The 20,795-nt window shown below is 41.6% G+C and carries 18 protein-coding genes, 1 tRNA gene and 1 other annotated feature; of the genes, 9 read left to right on the top strand and 10 right to left on the bottom strand.

Annotation, left to right across the window (positions count from 1 at the left end; translation table 11 throughout):
- Positions 1–118: 118 nt before the first annotated feature.
- Together NIES592_RS07020 and NIES592_RS07015 are read right to left on the bottom strand one after the other, a co-directional pair.
- Positions 119–2,191: a S9 family peptidase gene (locus NIES592_RS07020; RefSeq protein WP_073555282.1), complete on the bottom strand. Its 2,073-nt coding sequence runs from the start codon at positions 2,189–2,191 to the stop codon at positions 119–121.
- Positions 2,192–2,216: 25 nt separating this feature from the next.
- Positions 2,217–2,852 carry a hypothetical protein gene (locus NIES592_RS07015; RefSeq protein ID WP_073555331.1) on the bottom strand — a complete coding sequence of 212 codons (636 nt, stop codon included), beginning with the start codon at positions 2,850–2,852 and terminating at the stop codon, positions 2,217–2,219.
- Positions 2,853–3,332: 480 nt separating this feature from the next.
- On the opposite strand from NIES592_RS07015, the gene NIES592_RS07010 reads away from it, so the two are divergent.
- The 7 genes from NIES592_RS07010 to NIES592_RS06980 all read left to right on the top strand — a co-directional run bounded on the left by NIES592_RS07010 (position 3,333) and on the right by NIES592_RS06980 (position 13,195).
- Positions 3,333–3,596, top strand: coding sequence for an IS5/IS1182 family transposase (locus NIES592_RS07010; protein ID WP_073555281.1), 264 nt, complete (start codon positions 3,333–3,335; stop codon positions 3,594–3,596).
- Positions 3,597–3,843: 247 nt separating this feature from the next.
- Positions 3,844–4,899 carry a uroporphyrinogen decarboxylase gene (hemE, locus tag NIES592_RS07005; protein ID WP_062244006.1) on the top strand — a complete coding sequence of 352 codons (1,056 nt, stop codon included), beginning with the start codon at positions 3,844–3,846 and terminating at the stop codon, positions 4,897–4,899.
- Positions 4,900–5,007: 108 nt separating this feature from the next.
- Positions 5,008–5,964, top strand: coding sequence for an NAD-dependent epimerase/dehydratase family protein (locus NIES592_RS07000; RefSeq protein ID WP_062244004.1), 957 nt, complete (start codon positions 5,008–5,010; stop codon positions 5,962–5,964).
- A 568-nt stretch (positions 5,965–6,532) separates the two neighbouring features.
- Positions 6,533–8,440: a 1-deoxy-D-xylulose-5-phosphate synthase gene (gene dxs, locus NIES592_RS06995; RefSeq protein WP_062244001.1), complete on the top strand. Its 1,908-nt coding sequence runs from the start codon at positions 6,533–6,535 to the stop codon at positions 8,438–8,440.
- Between the two features lie 175 nt (positions 8,441–8,615).
- Positions 8,616–9,674, top strand: coding sequence for an S-methyl-5-thioribose-1-phosphate isomerase (mtnA, locus tag NIES592_RS06990; RefSeq protein WP_073555280.1), 1,059 nt, complete (start codon positions 8,616–8,618; stop codon positions 9,672–9,674).
- A 97-nt stretch (positions 9,675–9,771) separates the two neighbouring features.
- The gene (locus NIES592_RS06985; protein ID WP_256678070.1) at positions 9,772–10,926 is read left to right on the top strand and encodes a retropepsin-like aspartic protease; all 1,155 of its coding nucleotides are present in this window, start codon (positions 9,772–9,774) and stop codon (positions 10,924–10,926) included.
- Between the two features lie 430 nt (positions 10,927–11,356).
- On the top strand, positions 11,357–13,195 hold the full coding sequence (locus NIES592_RS06980; protein WP_073555279.1) for a serine/threonine-protein kinase: 1,839 nt from the start codon (positions 11,357–11,359) through the stop codon (positions 13,193–13,195).
- A gap of 632 nt (positions 13,196–13,827) precedes the next feature.
- Here NIES592_RS06980 and rplL read toward each other — a convergent pair.
- The 8 genes from rplL to rplS form a co-directional block, all read right to left on the bottom strand.
- A complete protein-coding gene (gene rplL, locus NIES592_RS06975) occupies positions 13,828–14,226 on the bottom strand; it encodes a 50S ribosomal protein L7/L12 (RefSeq protein ID WP_009457690.1) in 399 nt (132 codons plus the stop codon).
- Between the two features lie 135 nt (positions 14,227–14,361).
- Positions 14,362–14,907 carry a 50S ribosomal protein L10 gene (gene rplJ / locus NIES592_RS06970; protein ID WP_073555278.1) on the bottom strand — a complete coding sequence of 182 codons (546 nt, stop codon included), beginning with the start codon at positions 14,905–14,907 and terminating at the stop codon, positions 14,362–14,364.
- 67 nt (positions 14,908–14,974) lie between these two features.
- Positions 14,975–15,162 (bottom strand) — a sequence feature (ribosomal protein L10 leader region).
- A gap of 63 nt (positions 15,163–15,225) precedes the next feature.
- Positions 15,226–15,939 (bottom strand): 50S ribosomal protein L1, encoded by a 714-nt coding sequence (gene rplA, locus NIES592_RS06965; RefSeq protein ID WP_009457688.1) that lies wholly within the window; start codon positions 15,937–15,939, stop codon positions 15,226–15,228.
- Positions 15,940–16,048: 109 nt separating this feature from the next.
- Positions 16,049–16,474 carry a 50S ribosomal protein L11 gene (gene rplK / locus NIES592_RS06960; RefSeq protein ID WP_062243994.1) on the bottom strand — a complete coding sequence of 142 codons (426 nt, stop codon included), beginning with the start codon at positions 16,472–16,474 and terminating at the stop codon, positions 16,049–16,051.
- Positions 16,475–16,480: 6 nt separating this feature from the next.
- Positions 16,481–17,119: a transcription termination/antitermination protein NusG gene (gene nusG / locus NIES592_RS06955; RefSeq protein WP_009457686.1), complete on the bottom strand. Its 639-nt coding sequence runs from the start codon at positions 17,117–17,119 to the stop codon at positions 16,481–16,483.
- On the bottom strand, positions 17,116–17,340 hold the full coding sequence (gene secE / locus NIES592_RS06950) for a preprotein translocase subunit SecE (RefSeq protein ID WP_062250425.1): 225 nt from the start codon (positions 17,338–17,340) through the stop codon (positions 17,116–17,118). The genes nusG and secE overlap by 4 nt, the downstream gene beginning before the upstream one ends.
- A 195-nt stretch (positions 17,341–17,535) precedes the next feature.
- Positions 17,536–17,608: transfer RNA gene (locus tag NIES592_RS06945), tRNA-Trp, on the bottom strand.
- A gap of 147 nt (positions 17,609–17,755) precedes the next feature.
- Positions 17,756–18,118, bottom strand: a complete 363-nt coding sequence (rplS, locus tag NIES592_RS06940) for a 50S ribosomal protein L19 (RefSeq protein ID WP_009457682.1) — start codon at positions 18,116–18,118, stop codon at positions 17,756–17,758.
- Positions 18,119–18,447: 329 nt separating this feature from the next.
- On the opposite strand from rplS, the gene NIES592_RS06935 reads away from it, so the two are divergent.
- Both NIES592_RS06935 and NIES592_RS06930 read left to right on the top strand, forming a co-directional pair.
- Complete coding sequence (locus tag NIES592_RS06935) at positions 18,448–19,416, top strand: glycosyltransferase family 2 protein (protein ID WP_009457681.1); 969 nt, start codon at positions 18,448–18,450, stop codon at positions 19,414–19,416.
- Between the two features lie 242 nt (positions 19,417–19,658).
- On the top strand, positions 19,659–20,726 hold the full coding sequence (locus NIES592_RS06930; RefSeq protein WP_073555277.1) for a glycosyltransferase family 4 protein: 1,068 nt from the start codon (positions 19,659–19,661) through the stop codon (positions 20,724–20,726).
- Positions 20,727–20,795: the final 69 nt, after the last annotated feature.

The raw sequence follows: 20,795 nt of genomic DNA, 5'->3' as shown, positions 1-20,795 counted from the left end.
GTGGGGAGTGGGGAAGTGTGAGGAGTGTGTTGACGCGCTTTGCGCGGCTTCCCGTAGGGTGGAGTGTGAGGAGAATAATATAGTAACTAATTCTCCTTGTCTCCTTAATCCCGATCCCCTATCTCTTTTCTACTCCCAATCTATCCAACACAAAAGCATACTCAAACGCCAATTCTTTGAGACTTTCGTAACGTCCAGATGCGCCACTGTGTCCTGCACCCATGTTAGTTTTCAGCAGGAGAATATTGTCATCTGTTTTGAGTTCTCGTAGTTTTGCTGTCCATTTTGCAGGTTCCCAATATTTCACACGAGCATCATTTAATCCAGCTGTAATTAACATATCTGGGTAATCTTTAGCCTCGACGTTATCGTAGGGGGAGTATGATTTCATGTAGTCATAATAGACTTTATCGTTGGGATTTCCCCATTCTTCCCATTCCATTGCTGACAAAGGTAGGGAAGTATCCAGGATAGTTGTGACTACATCTACAAAAGGTACATCCGCAACTACTACTTTAAACAAATCTGGGCGCATATTGACTACTGCTCCCATCAATAAACCACCAGCACTACCACCGGAAATAGCAAGCGCATTACTTGTTGTCCACCCTTCGGAGATCAAATATTCTGCACAGGCAATAAAATCTGTGAAGGTATTTTTTTTGTGCAAAAATTTGCCATCTTCATACCATTTGCGCCCCATTTCTCCACCGCCACGCACATGAGCGATTGCAAATACAATTCCCCGATCTAGCAATGACAATCTAGTTGAGGAAAATGATGCTGGGTAATTTGCTCCGTAAGCACCATATCCAGTTAGATACAGAGGATTTTTGCCATCTTTTTTAATTCCCTTTTTATAAACAATAGATATAGGAATTTGTGTACCATCAGGAGCCGGAGCCATCAATTTTTCACTGTTATACTGGGTTCTGTCGTAACCTCCCAAAACTTCTGTTTCTTTTTTCAACTCCCGCTCATTTGTTTCCATATCGTAATCAAATACAGATGGCGGTGTGATTAAAGAAGTGTAGTGTATCCGCAAAGTAGTAGTGTCAAATTCCGGATTACTACCTTCAAAAAAGGAGTAGGTCGGTTCGGGAAAAGTAATATTATGTTCTTCTCCAGTTTTGAGGTTTTGTACCCTACCAATTGGTAATCCATCCTTGCGTTCGTAAATCACCAAGTGATTGGCAAACAAACTAATTCCTGATAACATCACATCTTCCCGATGGGGAATCACAGTTTGCCAATTTTCTTTACTTGGTGAATTTACCGGAGTTTTCATTAACTTAAAGTTAATTGCCTGCTCATTTGTGACTATATAAAAATAATCATTGTGATGATCAATTTCGTATTCTACCCCTGTAGTTCGGGGATGAAATAACTGAAATTTTCCGCTAGGATTATTAGCATCTAAATAGTGGACTTCTGATGTGATTTTGCTCCCCAAGCTCAACAAGATATAAGCTTGACTGCGAGTTTTGCCCACTGTTAAATAATAACTATCATCCGGTTCGTGATAGATAAGAATATCTTCCTTGACATCTGTTGCTAATGTATGTCGAAACAGCTGAAATGGACGATTAGCATCATCTAATTTCGTGTAAAATACTGTTTGATTATCATTCGCCCACGCCAAGGAAAAATAAGTATCAGAGATACTTTCTGGATAAAGTTGACGAGTATTTAAATCTAAGAAAAACAGTGTATATCTTTCAGAACCAGTTGTATCTACCGAATAAGCTAATATTTGATGATTAGGGCTAACTTGTAGTACTCCGATACTAAAAAAATCATGCCCTTGGGCTAGTTCATTTTGGTCTAGCAGTACTTCTTCTGGAGCATCAAGACTACCTTTTTGGCGACAGTAAATTGGATAAGCTTTACCCTCTTCTGTGCGCGAATAATAATAATATTCATCTTTACGATAAGGCACGGAAAGGTCTGTTTCTTTAATCCGAGACAGCATTTCTTCATATAGCTGTTGTTGGAAAGCCTCCGTATGCTGCATCATGGCTTGGGTGTAAGCATTTTCTGCTTCCAGGTAGGCGATCGTTTTTGGATCTTGGTGATCGCGCATCCAAAAGTAATTATCAATCCGCTTGTCGCCGTGTAACTCTAATACCTGCGGTCGTTTTTCCGCAATGGGTGGAGTAACTGTTGTTTGTGAGGAGTCGATTTTGTTCATCTTGTTTCACCTGAGTTTGCTGCAACTAATGGCGTGCAGTGATGCGGCGGGAGTAAATTTTCAACCTGCAAAAGCCAATGGCTGGAATAACTCCTAGAATAATTGCCGTCAATGCTTGTCCACTTAAATACAATATCTGAGCGCGACTGACTTCTGGAATCAGATCTTGTAAAAAAGAAAGTAACCAGACAAAAATACTGATACACAAATACGAAAATGACGGTAGGAAATTCCACCACCAAGCACCTGCTGTCTTCCGTCGCAATACTAACCACTGGAGAAATCCTAGCCAAATTCCCGACAAAACATAGGAGATTGTTGATAAACCTCCAAAAAATATTACATCCTCAAAAGATAAAGTTTTATTCAAGGAGTTAGCTATAGATGAAATATACTCAATCCATGCTGTAGAGACATTATTGGAAGCGAGCCAACCAACACTGGTAGCTAGTATCCACAACCACCATGCAGATAGATAGCGGCGCAAGACAAGTGCTTGATCAGCAGCAAAAATCATCGCAAACACAACACTGCTAATAGATTTTAGCCATCCATCCCATGAAGGTTGTTGTTGCAGCAGACCCGGCGAGAGTGTTTGCAGGAGATATTTTTCTATAGCGATACTGGCAATTCCACCTACAACCCATCCGGTCAAAGTCATCAGCGTAAATTGGATAAAAAATTTACGTCGTTGCGATCGCGGTATCAAAAGACTCAATCCAGTTCTGCTGCCATAGATAGAACCTTCTCCAGAAGATGTATTGGATTCTATTTTCATAGATATTCAAGTAAAAATATTTACGATCAAGATTAAATACTGAAATTAGAATAAGGTAAAAATAAAAAATGTAAATATTTATGGCCATTGGCGATCGGGGAAAGAGAAACAGCGAAGACGCGGAAAGTGGGTGACACCCGTATTTGGTAGAATATACGCGCATTTGTAAGATGAATACAAACAAACTTGTTTGCTGATGTCAGCTAGATATTTATTCCATAAAGCGGTCAAAAATGCACTACAGAAATGAAGACTGGATAGTAACCGATGACCCACTGGAAATAAAATTTGAGGAAGTGACCGAACAAGGTAAAAGTAAAAAGTTAATGGAGTTGCGTAACAAAATGGATTGGCTACCCTCAATTGATTTATCTCACCTGCGGCTATCGTGGTCAAGATTTCCAGCATTGGGTAATGGATCTCTACCGATGGATTTTGAGTGTTGTTACCCGCAATGAAGAACAAAAAGGTTTTGTTGTACACCCTAAACGTTGGTTAGTTGAGCGAACTTTTGGTTGGTTTAACTGGTGTCGGCGATTAAGTAAGGATTATGAAATCTTACCCGAAACGACAGAAACCTTTGTTTATATTGTGATGATTCGTTTGATGCTCAAACAACTTGCGTGATTCAAATCACCTATTACAAACTTTTAAGACATCCTCTTAAATCATTAAATCAGGAAAATTTTCAGTATTTTTTTGTTTACGGCTTACTGAGGGTTGCTAGATGTTGCGACCCGTGAAAAGTCAGTTTCTTCTCCTTGTCTTCCTTGCTTTATGCCCAATCCCCAATCCCTAAGTTCCCTGAACAACGGCAAAGCTGGAATGATAAGCTAAACAATGACATAAATAAAGAGTTTAGGATGAGTTGTTAATGGGTATTTCCTCTAATGATCCTCTTCTCCTCAGGGCAGCTCGTGGTGAAGTTGTAGATCGTCCGCCAGTGTGGATGATGCGGCAAGCGGGACGATATATGAAAGCTTATCGGGATTTAAGGGAGAAATACCCTTCGTTTCGTGAACGTTCCGAAATACCAGAAGTGGCGATCGAAGTTTCCCTGCAACCGTGGCGGGCTTTTCAACCAGATGGTGTAATTTTATTTTCCGATATCGTTACACCATTACCTGGTTTGGGCATAGATATGGATATTGCCGAAGGGAAGGGGCCAATTATTCACTCTCCCATCCGCACCCAAGCACAAGTTGACAACTTGCTTCCCCTGGAACCAGAAAAGTCTTTGCCGTTTATCAAAACTATATTGCAAGCACTGCGCCAAGAAGTGGGCAATAAATCAACGGTGTTGGGGTTTGTAGGTGCGCCGTGGACTCTCGCAGCTTACGCTGTAGAAGGAAAAGGTTCTAAAACCTATTCCATTATTAAAAACATGGCATTTTCTGATCCCACGATTCTGCATCAGTTTCTGGGAAAACTCGCAGATGCGATCGCTACCTACGTGCGCTACCAAATTGACTGTGGCGCTCAAGTTGTGCAAATGTTTGATTCTTGGGCAGGCCAATTAAGCCCCCAAGATTATGAAACTTTTGCTTTGCCTTATCAACAAAGAGTTTTCCAGCAAGTTAAGGAAACTCATCCAGATACACCCCTAATTCTATTAGTTAGTGGTAGTGCTGGTTTGCTGGAAAGAATGGCAAAATCTGGTGCCGATGTAATTACTGTAGACTGGACAGTAGACATGGCAGATGCCCGGGTAAGATTAGGCAAACACATGAAAGTGCAAGGAAATCTTGATCCTGGCGTGTTGTTCGGATCTAAGGAATTTATTCGCGATCGCATTCTCGACACCGTTCGCAAAGCTGGTAATTGGGGTCACATTCTTAACCTTGGTCACGGTGTTCTCCCTGAAACCCCAGAAGAAAACGTCGCCTTCTTCTTTGAAACAGCCAAGCAACTTAATGCTGTTAGTTGTTAATAGTTAATAGTTAGTAGTTAGTAGTTAGTAGTGATGAGTTGGTATTTAACTACTATATTTATAATCTGTAACCACTAACCACTAACAACTAACCACTAACTATAATTTATGACCAAAAAGCGAATTTTTGTGACCGGTGCAAGTGGCTGTATTGGTCACTATCTTAGTGAAGCATTAATTAAAGAAACAGACCACGAGTTATATCTTCTAGTTAGGAACCCAGAGAAATTAAAAATTGATACACAAGTTCGTCCGGGTGTCACCGTTTTGCAAGGTGATATGCAACAAATCCAGCATTTTGCCGACTTGCTGAAAACAATAGATGTCGCAGTATTGACAGCTACAGCTTGGGGTGGGACGGCAACTTTTGATATTAATGTTGTCAAAACTCTAGAATTATTGAGTTATTTAGATCCAGCTATCTGTGAACAGGTAATTTATTTTTCGACTGCGAGTGTTTTAGACAGTAGCAACCAACCACTCAAAGAAGCCGGAGAACTGGGTACACATTATATTCGCTCTAAATATGATTGTTTACAGAAAATCGGGAAATTAGCGATCGCGCCCAAAATAACTGAAGTTTTCCCCACCTTAGTTTTGGGTGGCGACGATAATAAACCGTATTCACATATAACACCTGGTATTCTTGAAGTCACAAAATACATAGACTTCATTCGTTTTTTTCAAGCAGACGGTAGTTTTCACTTTATTCATGCCCGAGACATTGCCACAGTCGTACGCTATTTAATAGACAATCCGCCTCAAGAAAATGAAAGCAGGCAATTAGTTTTAGGTCAAGCACCATTAACCGCCAACCAAGCAATAGAAGAAGTATGCGCTTATCTTGGCAAAAAAATTTACTTTCGCATCCCTGTGTCTTTTTCATTAGCTAACTTATTAATAGTCTTGTTTCGTATTCGGATGGCAGCTTGGGATAGATTTTGTATGAGCTATCGGCATTTTACTTATCAAAAATTTGTCAATCCTGATAGTTTTGGCTTACCTAATTACTGTGCCACTATTAGCGACGTTCTACGAATTAGTGGTGTGCAAAGTTATCGGTAACTTCTATATTTTCATCGGTGTGTATCGGTGTGCATCTGTGGTCGAGTTTTTTTTAAGATTGTGGCAAAGTCGTAAAGATAATGATTACGAACACCGATGGACACAGATGGACACAGATGTATACAGACTTGGTTTTTGTGTGGGCTGTCTGTATTTTTATCGGTGTGTATCGGTGTGCATCTGTGGTCGAGTTTTTTAAGATTGTGGCAAAGTTGTAAAGATAATGATTACGAACACCGATGGACACAGATGGACACAGATGTATACAGACTTGGTTTTTGTGTGGGCTGTCTGTATTTTTATCGGTGTGTATCGGTGTGCATCTGTGGTCGAGTTTTTTAAGATTGTGGCAAAGTTGTAAAGATAATGATTACGAACACCGATGGACACAGATGGACACAGATGTATACAGACTTGGTTTTTCACTGTTCATTCAAGCCAGAATTCACCATCGATAGCGAAATTTGTTGAGAATTCCAGAGTTTTAAGAAAATTTGCTTAAAGTCGGTCATCACCCTAGCATGGGAAAATCAGTACATATAGAGTTAGAGAGGAAAACCCTATAGTTATGCATTTAAGCGAAATCACCCATCCCAACCAGTTGCACGGTTTATCAATTCGCCAGTTGCAACAAATTGCCCGCCAAATTCGAGATAAGCATCTGCAAACCGTAGCAGCGACTGGGGGGCATTTAGGACCAGGGTTGGGTGTTGTAGAGTTGACTTTAGGTCTATATCAAACACTAGATTTAGACCGTGATAAAGTCATTTGGGATGTTGGACACCAAGCCTATCCCCACAAACTGATTACAGGACGCTACAGTAATTTTCATACCCTGCGGCAAAAAGATGGAATTGCTGGTTACTTAAAACGTAGTGAAAGCAGGTTCGACCACTTCGGCGCAGGACATGCTTCTACTAGTATTTCCGCTGCTTTAGGTATGGCTTTGGCGCGAGATGCTAAAGGAGAAAAATTTAAAGTTGTTGCGATTATTGGTGATGGGGCATTAACTGGTGGTATGGCCTTAGAAGCCATTAATCATGCGGGACATCTTCCTAAAACTAATCTATTAGTTGTCCTGAATGACAACGAAATGTCCATATCTCCCAATGTTGGCGCAATTCCTCGCTACCTTAACAAAATGCGTCTTAGCGGCCCGGTGCAATTTTTCAAAGATAGTTTTGAGGAACAATTTAAGCAAATTCCTTTTGTGGGTGAGTCTCTTTCTCCTGAACTAGGACGCATTAAAGAAGGGATGAAGCGGCTAGCTGTGCCAAAAGTGGGTGCTGTTTTTGAAGAACTTGGCTTTACCTATATGGGGCCAGTAGATGGGCATAATTTAGAAGAATTGATTGCTACTTTTCAACAGGCACATCAAATTACTGGACCTGTGTTAGTGCATGTGGCAACAATAAAAGGCAAAGGTTATGAAATTGCCGAACAAGACCAAGTTGGTTATCATGCCCAATCTCCCTTTAACTTGACTACTGGTAAAGCTATCCCTTCCAGTAAACCGAAACCTCCTGCTTACTCAAAAGTATTTGCCCATACCTTAGTCAAACTTGCCGAACAAAACCCAAAAATTATCGGTATCACTGCCGCAATGGCAACGGGAACAGGTTTAGACAAACTGCAAGCCAAGCTACCTAATCAATATATAGATGTAGGTATTGCTGAACAACATGCCGTCACCCTAGCCGCCGGGTTAGCAGCTGAAGGTATGCGTCCTGTTGCTGCTATCTATTCCACATTCTTGCAACGTGCCTACGACCAAATCATCCACGATGTTTGCATCCAAAACTTACCTGTGTTCTTCTGTATGGATCGTGCAGGAATTGTTGGTGCTGATGGCCCTACCCACCAAGGGATGTACGATATTGCCTACCTGCGCTGTATTCCCAACATGGTACTGATGGCACCCAAAGATGAAGCCGAACTTCAGCGCATGATTGTCACAGGTGTAAATCATACTACTGGACCGATCGCTATGCGTTTCCCTCGTGGTAATGGCTATGGTGTCCCCTTGATGGAAGAAGGCTGGGAACCCTTGGAAATAGGTAAAGCCGAAATTCTCCGTCATGGAGATGATTTACTCATCTTGGGCTACGGCACAATGGTACATCCAGCCATGCAAGTTGCAGAAATTCTCAGTGAACACGGAATTGAAACTACTGTGATCAATGCCCGTTTTGCTAAGCCCCTGGATACAGAATTGATTTTCCCTCTTGCACAAAAAATTGGACGTGTTGTTACCTTGGAAGAAGGCTGCGTGATGGGTGGCTTTGGTTCGGCAGTTGCAGAAGCACTGTTAGATGCTGATATTGTGGTGCCTATCAAGCGGATTGGTGTACCAGATGTGTTAGTTGAACACGCAGAACCAAATCAATCTAAAGCAGAATTAGGTTTAACAAGTCCACAAATTGCTGAAAAGGTTTTACAAGCTTTCTTTAATCAGCAAAAATCCGCAGTTATGTAATAAAATTAACCCCAAAAGCACAAACAAGGAAGGGGAAAGGAGATGCAAAACAGAGGAACTGGGAAACACAAAATACGCATCGGATGCGGAGAATAACCAATGTCCGATACCCAATCCCCTGTTCCCTATTTCCTATTCCCTGTTCCGTGTTTCCTCATAACCTTCAAAGAACATGATGTTTCAAACTAACCAAGTATACCCTATCATCTGGCACAACGACTCAGTTTCGCTGATTGACCAAACGCGTTTGCCAAATGAGTATGCATTTGTAGAAATTAGTCGCAGTGAAGATATGGCAGTTGCCATCAAAACCATGATTGTCCGGGGTGCGCCTGCTATTGGTGTTGCTGCTGCCTATGGTATTTATCTTGGTGCGAGAGAAATTCATACAGACAACCGGGATGAGTTTTTGCAGGACTTGGAAAATGTCGCCCAAATGCTGCGTTCTACCCGCCCCACAGCAGTCAATTTGTTTTGGGCAATATCCCGGATGATGAAAGTAGCCTATGAAACGATTGGCACAGTAGACGAGATTAAAAAAGCTCTTTTCCAAACTGCCCAAGCCATTAATGCTGAGGATTTACAAACCTGCCAAGATATAGGTAACAATGGCTTAAAAGCCCTACCTACTCAACCAGGACAACTAACCCTACTCACCCACTGTAATGCTGGCGCATTAGCAACCGCAGGTTACGGTACAGCTTTGGGTGTAGTGCGTTCTGCCTGGCGAGAAGGACGCTTAGCACGCTTGTTTGCCGATGAAACCAGACCCAGATTGCAAGGAGCAAAACTCACTGCCTGGGAATGTGTACAAGAAGGCATCCCAGTTACGGTAATTACTGATAGCATGGCTGCCCACTGCATGAAACAAGGTTTAATTCATGCCGTAGTTGTGGGTGCTGACAGAATTGCTGCCAATGGAGATACAGCAAATAAAATTGGTACGTATAGTTTAGCACTAGTATCCAAAGCACATAACATTCCTTTCTTTGTTGCCGCACCCCTTTCTACTGTGGATTTTGACTTAGCTGATGGTAGTCAAATCCCCATTGAAGAGCGCCATCCAGGAGAAATATACCAAATTGGTGATACTATTTTGACACCTGATGGTGTGGAATTCTACAATCCCGCTTTTGATGTTACCCCAGCAGAATTAATTACAGCCATCATTACCGAGAATGGTGTGTTTGCCCCCAGTGAGTTAAAACAGCAAGAAGCAAGAAAAGCAGCTTAACAACAGAGGAGACTTATGAATAGCAAAAGTATGGTCAGGATTTAATCACAACAAATGCGATCGCTTGCTTATGAAAATCAAATGCAAAGCCAACTGGATGCGACATTTACTAAAAACAAGTGTAGTTATTATTACAACTACTGGATTACTTAGTGGATTAAAATCGACCATTGCTCAAGTTCCAGCCAATAACCTTGGTCAACAACTGCTGCAACAAACAAGTCAATGTATCAGGAGTAAATTAGCTGACAGTTCTCCATCTAATTTAGAAGCTTTGCAAACAGCTTCCATGCAATGCGTCTTGCAGGTAGCAATGTTAGCAGAAGATGGGAGCATTCGTCCTGATGCAAGCGATCGCATTACCGCTTTAGTTGCAGCTACCGGAGTCAGCCTTCCTCAACCTGTTAGCCAAGGACAAGCCAACATCCCACTCAAATTACTTCCTAACACCAATGTTTTTACTCTGCCAGTTCAAATTGGTGGACAAAGCAAAACCTTTCTTTTAGATACAGGTGCTTCTGCTTCTATTATTAACAGTCAAACGGCTACCCAATTAAACCTTCAGGGTACACCTATTCCTAACGACTTCATGAAATATGTAGTAGTAGGAAATGACTGTTCAAAAGTACAAGCTAGTTTCCATAAATTACCACCTGTGGCCGTAAATGCAGCTAAAGTTCAAGGTTTATTTGCCATAGGCATGAGTCAAAATTCAATTCCAGTCAATACATCTGGAGTTTTGGGTTTAGATTTTTTAACCAATTTTGATGTTGTAATTAATCCTAAAAAATTGCAACTGCAACTTTTACCACCTTCACCACCAGTGACAGGGGCAATTCCCCTACAAGGCAAACTAGGCAATATGATTGCCCAAGCCAAAATCAACGGTCAAGGGCCTTTTAACTTCCTATTAGATACAGGGGCTGAAACAACAGTTATATCTAAATCATTAGCTACAAAACTAAAAATAGACCAAACTAAATTAACCAAAACAGAAGTAAGTGGATTTTGTGGAACAGAAAAAGCTCAAAAAATCAAGTTATCACAATTAAATTTACAGCAACATCAAGCCACTCAAATCGATGCAGTAATTTTGGAAAGCGATAATATTTTTAAAGTCTTAGGAATTCAAGGTATTATTGGTCAAAACTTTCTCAATAGATATCAACAACATTGGCGTTTTGGCAAACGTAATCCCCTTGGCTACACAGAATCAGGCAGCTTAGTATTAACACCTTTATCAAACAAATAGTCATAATAACTAAAAACCAAAAAAGGAAATCATCAACCCAAACCACACACGCCAAAACCATCCGTGTTCATCCGTGTGTATCGGTGTTCGCCTTGCCAAAAAACATTGAACCATCAAGATAACTTACAGCCACAATCAAAGTCGATGAATGTCGAACACAGATAAACACAGATACACACCGATAAACCATCCGTGTTCATCCGTGTGTATCGGTGTTCGCCTTGCCAAAAAACATTGAACCATCAAGATAACTTACAGCCACANACACAGATACACACCGATAAACCATCCGTGTTCATCCGTGTGTATCGGTGTTCGATATAAAAACACCCGAACCACACGCCAAAAATTTTGTTGGCATAACATCCCGCCTGCGATGCCAGCATAACATCTAATATAAATTTGTAAAGACGCTCACTTTGAATCGAGCATGACCATAACACAGTTAAATAATCGCTATAAAGTTATCCAAGTACTTGGTGCAGGTGGGTTTGGCGAAACATTTTTGGCAGAGGATACCCACATGCCTTCTCGGCGTCGCTGTGTGATCAAGCAACTCAAACCAGTGACAAACGACCCGCAAACCTACAAAATGATTCAACAACGGTTTGAACGGGAAGCAGCCACCTTAGAACTTTTAGGTGAAAGTAGTGATCAAATTCCCAAACTCTACGCTTATTTTTCCGAACATGGACAGTTTTATCTTGTTCAAGAATGGATTCAAGGTCAAACCCTAACAAATCTGGTCGAAACTCAAGGAGCAATCAGCGAAAATCAAGTTAGAGAAATTTTATTGAGTCTTTTATCAGTCTTAGACTATGTCCATAGTAAAGGCATTATTCACCGAGATATCAAGCCTGATAATATTATTCTTCGTACAGTTAATAATCAACCTGTTCTGATTGATTTTGGTGCAGTTAAAGAAACGATACGTTCAATCATCGCTACACCAAATTATTTAACTCAATCTTTAGTCATTGGTACGCCTGGGTATATGCCCAGCGAACAAGCCGTAGGACGCCCGGTGTATGCTACTGACATCTATAGCTTGGGTTTGACAGCAATTTATCTGCTAACAGGCAAACCGCCACACGAGTTACCAACTAACCAACAAACAGGGGAAGTCATTTGGCAGGATTTTGTCCCTGGAGTATCACCAGAATTAGCAATGATCCTTAAACAAGCAACTCAGCCCCAAGCTAGCGATCGCTACTCGACTGCTAGGAAAATGTTACATGCTTTGCAATCTGCAAATACTCTTCCCCCGAAACCATCATACTCATCAACTCAATCAACTATCGCCCTGTCCCCTGCTGTCGCACATACCCAGCAAACCCAACCTTTAGGTTCTGCCCAAAAGTCTGCTTTTATCCCTGCGTCTACCACTTCTGACAAGAATTGGCAAAAACCTGCTGTAATTTTTGGTAGTTTGGTTATGGGTGGTTTGATTGCTGGAATCGCGATCGCAAACATCACTCGCCAACCACCAATAGAAGCAACTATTGATACAAATACTCCCCCAGAAACTACAGAATCACCCATTGCTACAAATCCTACCTCTACACCATCATCTGTAGCTCCCACCACCGAACCTACCGATGCACCTGTTGCTTCCCAACCTCTTTTAATACCTACCTCTCCACAGCAACCAGAAACTTCCATTACTACTACACCTCCAGTTGTATCTGCACCGCAGCAACAACCATCAACATTTGCACCACCTCCAGTAGCACCGCCCCCAGAAGATTCTCAAACTGCGGCAGTCCCAACACCAGAACAGCCTGCTGAAGATCCTACTCCAGCTACACCTACACCACCCCCACAGCCGGAAAATCAACCAAAAGTTGCCACTGCTAACACTAGCAACCTTAGTGTTCCTGCTTATCCCACAGGTACTTCGGAAAATACAGTGAAATCAACGCTAGGAAAACCCACTAAAGTTTCTCGAGGCTTATGGAACACCCGCGCTTATCTTTATCGCTTACACCCAAATCAGGTTGATCTTGGTTATTTATTTGACCGTAAAACTGGAGTATTACGGCAAACGGAGGTATCCTTTGCCCAATCTGTTCCACCCCAGGTAATGCAATCTACTTTGCAAGGAATGCTGGGAGGAAATGGCTCTGGTGAAATTAATCAAGCCCTGCAAAGAGTGCATCAACGTCAAATTAACCAATACTCATTTAGTGTTGGTGGAGTAGAAGGTGTAATTCAACGCAACCAAGAGGATCAAATTTATATTGGTGTCTGGGATGCAGACTTACATTAAAAATAAGCCCGCTTTTGCGGGCTTTGTAAATTAATAATTTGATTGCAATAAGTAGAATAACAAAAACTAACCACAGAAGCGCAGAGAAGGCAGAGAAATAAGAGGTTTTCACCACATAAAAGCTTATTTCCTTAAGTCCCCCTAATAGTAGAATTTTCAACTTGCAGAATACATATTTTATCTGGTGTAATCAGCAAAAGTTTTAAGTGTAGAGGTACACTCCGCGATCGCTTAAAGCATTCTTAGAAGAAAAGGACTTTGTTACCGTAAACTACCTACGCTCCCGCAAGCGGTGAGCGTAGGCTTTTAAGTAGCCCTGAACTGTCGGTGCTGAGTTCACAACACAAACAGTTAGAGCCTCTGGGCTGGTTTACGCATCACGCTCGTAAATTTTATTAGATTTAAAAAAGGAGCCTAACACAGGCTCCTTATTAATTCGGAATTCGCAATTAACATCAAGTTTGCATGAATTACTTATAATTCCCGTTTAACCTCATCCAGCCTCCGGTACTCCTCTCCTTGCCAAGGAGAGGGGTAGGGCGCGAGGTCTTTTATTATAAGTAGTTAACCGAACTTGATATAACTTAACAGATCATTCCGAATTCCAAATTTTCAATTCCGAATAGGAATGACTACTTCACACTTGCCTTACCACCGGCTTCCTCGATACGCTTCTTCGCATCTTCGGCAGCTTCCTTAGCAATAGCTTCCTTAATAGGCTTAGGCGCAGATTCTACCAAGTCTTTTGCTTCCTTCAGACCCAAACCGGTCAATTCGCGTACGACTTTGAGGATAGCAATCTTCTTATCAGCTGGAACATCTTCGAGAATCACGTCAAATTCGGTCTTCTCTTCTACGGGTTCAGCCGCCGCAGCAGCACCAGCACCGGGAGCAGCCATCATCATCATGCCACCAGCAGGTGCAGCAGCACTAACACCGAAAGCATCTTCAATTTGTTTAACCAACTCAGCAGCTTCCAGCAGAGTCAGGGATTTTAATTTTTCCAAAATTTCATCAGTTGCAGCAGACATTGATCTAACTCCTGTAATGTAAATTGATTGATAGTTAGTAGGGGCGAAGCATTTGTACGAAGATATTTCATTTGTAAGAAAGATACTAATACAAATGCTTCGTCCGTACAGTAGTTAGTAGTTGATTTTTCACCACTAACCACTAACTTCTTCGCCGCCTTTTTCTTTATCGGCATAGGCCTGCAAAGCACGAGCCAGCGAACTGGGAACCTCGTTGATACCAACGGCAACTTTGGTAGCTAAGGCGTTGATTGCTCCGGCAATTTGTGCCATGAGTTGCTCTTTGGATGGCAAATCACCTAACGCCTTAACATCCGGCTCTTTCAGCAGGCGACCTTCCATAACGCCGCCGCGTAATTCTGTCTTTTTAGTGGCTTTTTGGAAATCTTGGTAAGCTTTGATTGCAGCCGAGAAATCCTCTTGAACCAACAAAAAGGCGGAAGAACCTTTGAGCAATTCCGACAAAGGTTGCCATTTTTCATCATTTTGAATGGCAATAGCCATCAAGGTATTTTTTGTTACCTTGCATGTTGCTCCTGCTGGACGCAGCCGTCGCCGCAGGTCTGTAATTTCGGCAACTGTTAGCCCTTGATAATCAATCACCAGTGCTAATTGTGACTTACTCAAAGATTCTTTGAGTTCAGCAACAATCTCTTTTTTATTTTCTATGGTTCTACCCATACTTGTTTCACCTCCTTTAAAGGTTTTGTTGTTGGTTATTCAAAACAACAAACAACTACCAACACTCACCGAAAACAATAAACCCCAGCCTCATAGCCGGGGTTTTGGTTGAAAGGTAGATTTGCAACTACCCTTCTCCTGATGCCAGAACTACCACACCAAGGAAGGGTAGAAATTCAAGCAATCTGGATGCAAACCTCGGCAGGGTATTAAGCCAACGGCACCTGCTGTCTCCGGCTTTGCTATTTAATTTTTTTGCTAATCATTGGTCATTTAGTCATTAGCAAATGACAAAGGACAAATAACCAATGACTAACTTTATGCTGCTTCTGTTTTCAGGTCGCGTAAAGCGTTGATATCGACTTTAATCGATGGGCCCATAGTGGCAGACACGTACATTGTGCGCCAATAACGACCTTTTGCTCCGGAAGGGCGGTTGCGGTCAATTGTTTCTTGTAAGGCTTTTAAGTTTACCAGTAAATCTTCTGGTGAGAATGATGCCTTACCAAACATAACATGGACGATACCTGTACGATCAGCACGGAACTCTAATTTACCTGCTTTGAATTCTGCGATCGCACTTGCTAGGTCAAATGTTACTGTACCACCTTTGGGTGAAGGCATCAAACCACGTGGGCCGAGTAATTTACCAAGCTTCGCTACCTGTGGCATAACATCAGGTGTGGCGATGAGCTTGTCAAAGTCCATCATTCCTTTTTGAATTTCGTCTATCAGGTCTTCTGAACCAACGATATCAGCGCCTGCGTTGGTTGCTTCTGTGACTTTTTCACCTCTAGCAATGACTGCCACTCGTACTTCTTGTCCTGTACCTTTAGGCAGTACAACCGTTGTCCGCAATTGTTGATCTGTATACTTCGGATCAATTCCTAAGCGAATGTGTGCTTCTGCTGCTTCGGGAAATTTTGCTGTTGCTGTCTCTTTTAAAAGACTTAAAGCATCTAAGGGAGCATACTCCCTATCTTCTACTTTTTCTAACAGCGCCTGTAAACGACGCGATACTCTTTTGGTCATTTTTCTCTCCTGGGGTCATTAGCGAGGTAAGTTCTCTCCCCCGATAAAGTTTTTTGGTTGTTTGTTGTTTTTTCCTAACAACTACCAACTATCAACAACGAACAAATAACTAATCAGTTATTGTCACGCCCATGTTTTTGGCAGTGCCTGCAATAATCTTCATCGCTGCTTCAATATCATTAGCGTTGAGGTCAGGCATTTTTGTTTGGGCTATCTGCCGCAGCTGCTCTTTTGTGATTGAACCTACTTTCCTTTTGTTGGGTTCGCTAGAGCCTTTATCAATTTTTGCTGCTTTGGTAATCAATACCGATGCGGGTGGAGTCTTAAGTACAAAAGTAAAACTGCGGTCTTCATATACCGAAATTTCTACTGGTATCACCATTCCAGCTTGGTCTGCTGTTTTGGCATTGTACTCTTTGCAGAACATCATAATATTAACGCCATGCTGACCCAAGGCGGGCCCAACTGGCGGTGCTGGGTTGGCTTTTCCAGCATTCAGGGCCAATTTAATGACCGCTACTACTTTTTTCGCCATTTGTGATTAGCTCTGTTTTTGAACCTGATTAAATTCCAATTCTACTGGTGTATCACGTCCAAATATCGACAGCAAGGCTTTGAGTTTACTCCGTTCTGGGCTAACCTCTATGACCTCACCTTCAAAATCTTTAAACGGACCAGTAAGCACGACTATCTTATCACCAGTAGCCATGTCAATTTTGACAATTGGCTCTTGTTCTGTGGTCTGTTTGAAGATTCTTTCTACTTCTGTTTGACTCAGTGGCATCGGTTTAACGTGACCGCGACCTTTGCCACTACCACGTCTTTGCTCTGCTCCCACAAAGTTAATTACATGGGAGGTATTTCGCACCACTTGCCAGGTATCATCATCCATGATCATCCTTACCAGCACATAACCAGGGAATACTTTTTCCTCGGTGTGCTGACGGCTGCCATCCTTACGGATTTTCACTGCTGGCGTGTGTGGAATCTCCACCCGGAGAATTTTGTCAGCTACATCAAAGGTTTGGATGCGCTGTTCTAGGTTTGTTTTAACACGCTTTTCACAGCCAGAGGCTACTTGTACTGCATACCAGCGGGCTTCTTGCTCTCTTACCGCAGGTTCTGAGCTCTCATCTGACTGCAAAGCCAAATTGTGACCTTCGTCTGTTGCAGAAGTCATCCGAATACCTGTTGTGCTGCCCAAGTAAAGAATTTATCGACCAAAAAAATTAAAGATGCGGAGAGTGACACCATTAACAATACAGCTGCTGATTCACTCACCAGCTGCTTTCGACTGGGCCAAACTACTTTTTCAAATTCTTCTTTAATTCCTTGAAAGAAGTTTCCTAAGCTAAAACTATTGCTGGTTTCTTCCATTTCTGCTTCATTTTTCTTGGCCACGGTCGCTTGCTCCCCCATTGCCTGATAGCTATTAACTGGTAATTTTCTATTTATAACTGTAGCTCTGGCTCAAACTAAGGCTGTTTGAGGCTAGAGGCTACAAGTATAGATTTAATTATACTCAAAATCAAATACTAACACCGCTATCATTATAGCGATCGCATTTGTTTTCGGTTTGCTTGTTCTCAGTTACAGCGCGCCCTGGAGGACTTGAACCCCCGACATCAGGTTTTGGAGACCTGCGTTCTACCAACTGAACTAAGAGCGCATGTGCTATCTTTGATTCAGCTATTGCGTTTTGCCTTTATCTAGTTTAACGCAATTTGGCATTTTTGGTTAACTTTTTTAGTCGGGGGACAAATCAGCGGCTGATGCCGCTTGATGATTGAGTTTTCTCCCATATCTTACTGATCTATCACAAAGGGCGGTCAAAGCGTTGCTTAATCCGAGTAGCCTTGCCAACACGATTGCGTAGATAGTAAAGCTTCGCACGCCGTACCTTACCACGACGTATGACTTTAATGTTGTCAATTCGAGGAGAATGAATTAGGAAAACCCGCTCCACGCCTACACCTTGAAATACACGACGGACTGTAATGGTTTCATTAATGCCGCCGTTGCGTTTAGCGATGACAACTCCTTCATAGGGTTGTACGCGGTATTTGTCTCCTTCTTTAATTTTGACTCCGACTTTAACGGTGTCACCGACATATATATCGGGCACATTAGATTTCAGCTGTTCCGCTTCGATGGAGCGGATAATCTCTTGAGCGTTCATAGTCAATCAAAAACTCACAATCATCCATAATAAATCTACTATCGCTTTTGAGTCTAGTAAATTTTCACCAAGCCCTTCGGGCAGGGAATAGACAACAGGCAATAGTGTATGAATACGGTGTAAGGGTATGAGAGTGTAAGAGGAAATTAAGAGTTTTCTGAAAATTCATAATTTTTTAAATACCCCTGAATTTTTACCCATACCCTCACACCCTTATATATGGCAACAATCCAAAATCTAAAATTCTGTTAGCGGATGACGTTTCCGGGAGTTGTGTCGTCAAATAGAAAGATGTATTTGAAGATGGCCTTGCCACAGGTGTGAGTGTTATGAAATTTAGTGTGGTCATCACGACCTACAACCGCTTAAACTTGCTTAAAAGAGCAATAGACTCTGCTTTAAACCAGACCATTGCTACTGAAGTAGTGGTAGCTGACGATTGTTCTTGTGATGGTACGCAAGAGTATGTAAATAGCTTAATAGAAAAGTTGTCACTCAGTGGAGACTCACGACTTATATACCATCGCAACCAGGTAAATTCTGGTCATTCGGCAACTGTCAATGCTGGGATTAGTAAAGCTAGCGGTGAATGGATTAAATTTTTGGATGATGACGACTACTTAGCCGTTAATTGTCTCGAAGAAATGGCAAGGGCGATCGCACTCCAACCTCAAGCAGTGATTTGTTCCTGTATTGCCGCTCAAGTGGATGAAAATGAAGTTGAGTACGATCGCACTCCTCAAGTAGGGCCTGGTTTAGCTTTTTATGTCCCGCAAGCTGACATTCATTACGGCATGTTGCTGGAACTTCTACCTTTTGGTACACCTGTACAAGTAGCTTGCCGTCGTGATGCTTTTGTGCAAACAGGAGGTTGGGATTCTAAATTGGATGCTAATTGTGATGATATTGATTCTTGGATTCACATTGCCAAATTTGGAGATGCGATTTTTCTCAATCAATGTCTTGCTTACCGCACTATCTGGCCCGGTGCTTATAACCACAAGTTTTCTCCATCTCAGCGCTTGAATGCAAATATTTTAATCAAGGAAAAGCTTTATGCTTTAGTTGATGAAATGCATCATTCTCATATCCCCGCTCTTGCGGATATTAAAAATTATTTGAAATTACATTGGTTTATAGTAGCTCTTAAGCAAAAAAACTTCCATAGTATCATCAATATCATCTTTCCTTCTGTCTTGTCTTGGAAAGCTTGGCAACTTTTGTTGAATGCCATCATAGCACGTCATTTTCATTATCAAAATAGTCATGTTCGTAAAGTTGTACTGATTGATTTATGATTATTGGCAATATGGTAAATATTTTTTGCGAGAGGACTGTGTAGTAGTTCATGGTTTGTATTCAATGAATAATATTAAATAATTAATAGTAAAAATTAAGAAATAATACCAATTTGAACAAGGAGTATGACAGATAGAGTTACAGAATATATACCAGCAATAAGTTTCCCAATTTCAACTCCGAAATTGTATTAGTTGTTTTTCAACCTACCTACTTACATCAAAATATTGATGATTAATTTATGCGAATTATACATATATTAAACGAGGTTCAAGAAATTGGTAACGGTATTGTCAATGTAGCTGTGGATCTAGCTTGTCTGCAAGCAAAAGATGGTCATAAGGTGGCAGTAATATCTGGTGGTGGAAGTTACGAAACTTTACTAGCAAATTATGGTGTTAAGCACTATCAATTAGATCAAACACGCAAACCAATTAATCTCATCAAAGCCGCTATTGGATATCAGGCAATTGTCAAAGAATTTCAGCCAGATATTGTCCATGCCCATATGATGACGGGAGTAATATTAGCAGCTTTTCTGAGAAACAAAGATAAAAGTAAGTATAGTTTAGTTTCTACCGTACACAACGAATTTCAACGCAGCAGTATATTTATGGGGCTAGCTGACCGAGTAATTGCTGTCAGTAAAGCAGTTGCTGATGCTATGACACGACGTGGTATTTCTCAAGAAAAATTGTGGGTAGTATGTAATGGTACTTTGGGAAGCCCCCGCAACCGACCCCTCAAAGACTATGAACCTTTACCTTTACAACATCCAGCGATCGCTACTGTGGCAGGGATGTATCATCGTAAAGGTATAGCTGAGTTAATTGCAGCTTTTGAGCAAGTAGCCTCAGATTTTCCCCAAGCACATTTATACATAGTCGGAAACGGGCCTGATCGCCATGAGTTTGAGGAACAAGCAAGCAAAACAGCTGTCAGTTCACGCATTCATTTTGAAGGCTTTCAACCAGAACCTCAACGTTATCTACTAGCTTGTGATATATTTGTCCTTGCTTCTCACCGTGATCCTTGCCCCCTAGTAATTTCCGAAGCCCGTGAAGCTAGTTGTGCAATTGTAGCTACAGAAGTAGATGGCATTCCCGAAGCATTGGATTACGGGGAAGCTGGTATTTTAGTACCAGCAAAAGACCCGAATACTTTAGCAGCAGCTTTGGTTAAACTTTTGAGTAACCCAGATACACTCCACCAGTGGAAGGTAAAGGCAAATCAAAACCTAGAACGGTTAAACGTTTACCGTGTTCATCAAGAAACACTAGCAGTGTATCAAAGGATAGTTAGTGGTTAGTGGGGAGATGGGGTGGGGGAGTATGAGGAGTATGAGGGGTGTGAGAAGTGGTAAACAACTAACCACTAA

The sequence above is a fragment of the Fischerella major NIES-592 genome (genome assembly GCF_001904645.1).
Classification (GTDB): Bacteria; Cyanobacteriota; Cyanobacteriia; order Cyanobacteriales; family Nostocaceae; genus Fischerella; species Fischerella thermalis.
The sequence above is the reverse complement of the archived record's forward strand: the minus strand, read 5'-3'. Positions and strand labels throughout refer to the sequence as shown.

What these genes read in the sequence shown, in the direction of transcription:
- NIES592_RS07020 (WP_073555282.1), bottom strand. Translation starts at nt 2,191, where the DNA reads ATGAACAAAATCGACTCCTCACAAACAACAGTTACTCCACCCATTGCG.
- rplJ (WP_073555278.1), bottom strand. Translation starts at nt 14,907, where the DNA reads ATGGGTAGAACCATAGAAAATAAAAAAGAGATTGTTGCTGAACTCAAA.
- NIES592_RS06930 (WP_073555277.1), top strand. Translation starts at nt 19,659, where the DNA reads ATGCGAATTATACATATATTAAACGAGGTTCAAGAAATTGGTAACGGT.
- mtnA (WP_073555280.1), top strand. Translation starts at nt 8,616, where the DNA reads ATGTTTCAAACTAACCAAGTATACCCTATCATCTGGCACAACGACTCA.
- nusG (WP_009457686.1), bottom strand. Translation starts at nt 17,119, where the DNA reads ATGACTTCTGCAACAGACGAAGGTCACAATTTGGCTTTGCAGTCAGAT.
- rplL (WP_009457690.1), bottom strand. Translation starts at nt 14,226, where the DNA reads ATGTCTGCTGCAACTGATGAAATTTTGGAAAAATTAAAATCCCTGACT.
- NIES592_RS07000 (WP_062244004.1), top strand. Translation starts at nt 5,008, where the DNA reads ATGACCAAAAAGCGAATTTTTGTGACCGGTGCAAGTGGCTGTATTGGT.
- hemE (WP_062244006.1), top strand. Translation starts at nt 3,844, where the DNA reads ATGGGTATTTCCTCTAATGATCCTCTTCTCCTCAGGGCAGCTCGTGGT.
- NIES592_RS07015 (WP_073555331.1), bottom strand. Translation starts at nt 2,852, where the DNA reads ATGACTTTGACCGGATGGGTTGTAGGTGGAATTGCCAGTATCGCTATA.
- rplK (WP_062243994.1), bottom strand. Translation starts at nt 16,474, where the DNA reads ATGGCGAAAAAAGTAGTAGCGGTCATTAAATTGGCCCTGAATGCTGGA.
- NIES592_RS06980 (WP_073555279.1), top strand. Translation starts at nt 11,357, where the DNA reads ATGACCATAACACAGTTAAATAATCGCTATAAAGTTATCCAAGTACTT.
- NIES592_RS06985 (WP_256678070.1), top strand. Translation starts at nt 9,772, where the DNA reads ATGCGACATTTACTAAAAACAAGTGTAGTTATTATTACAACTACTGGA.
- dxs (WP_062244001.1), top strand. Translation starts at nt 6,533, where the DNA reads ATGCATTTAAGCGAAATCACCCATCCCAACCAGTTGCACGGTTTATCA.
- NIES592_RS06935 (WP_009457681.1), top strand. Translation starts at nt 18,448, where the DNA reads ATGAAATTTAGTGTGGTCATCACGACCTACAACCGCTTAAACTTGCTT.
- rplA (WP_009457688.1), bottom strand. Translation starts at nt 15,939, where the DNA reads ATGACCAAAAGAGTATCGCGTCGTTTACAGGCGCTGTTAGAAAAAGTA.
- rplS (WP_009457682.1), bottom strand. Translation starts at nt 18,118, where the DNA reads ATGAACGCTCAAGAGATTATCCGCTCCATCGAAGCGGAACAGCTGAAA.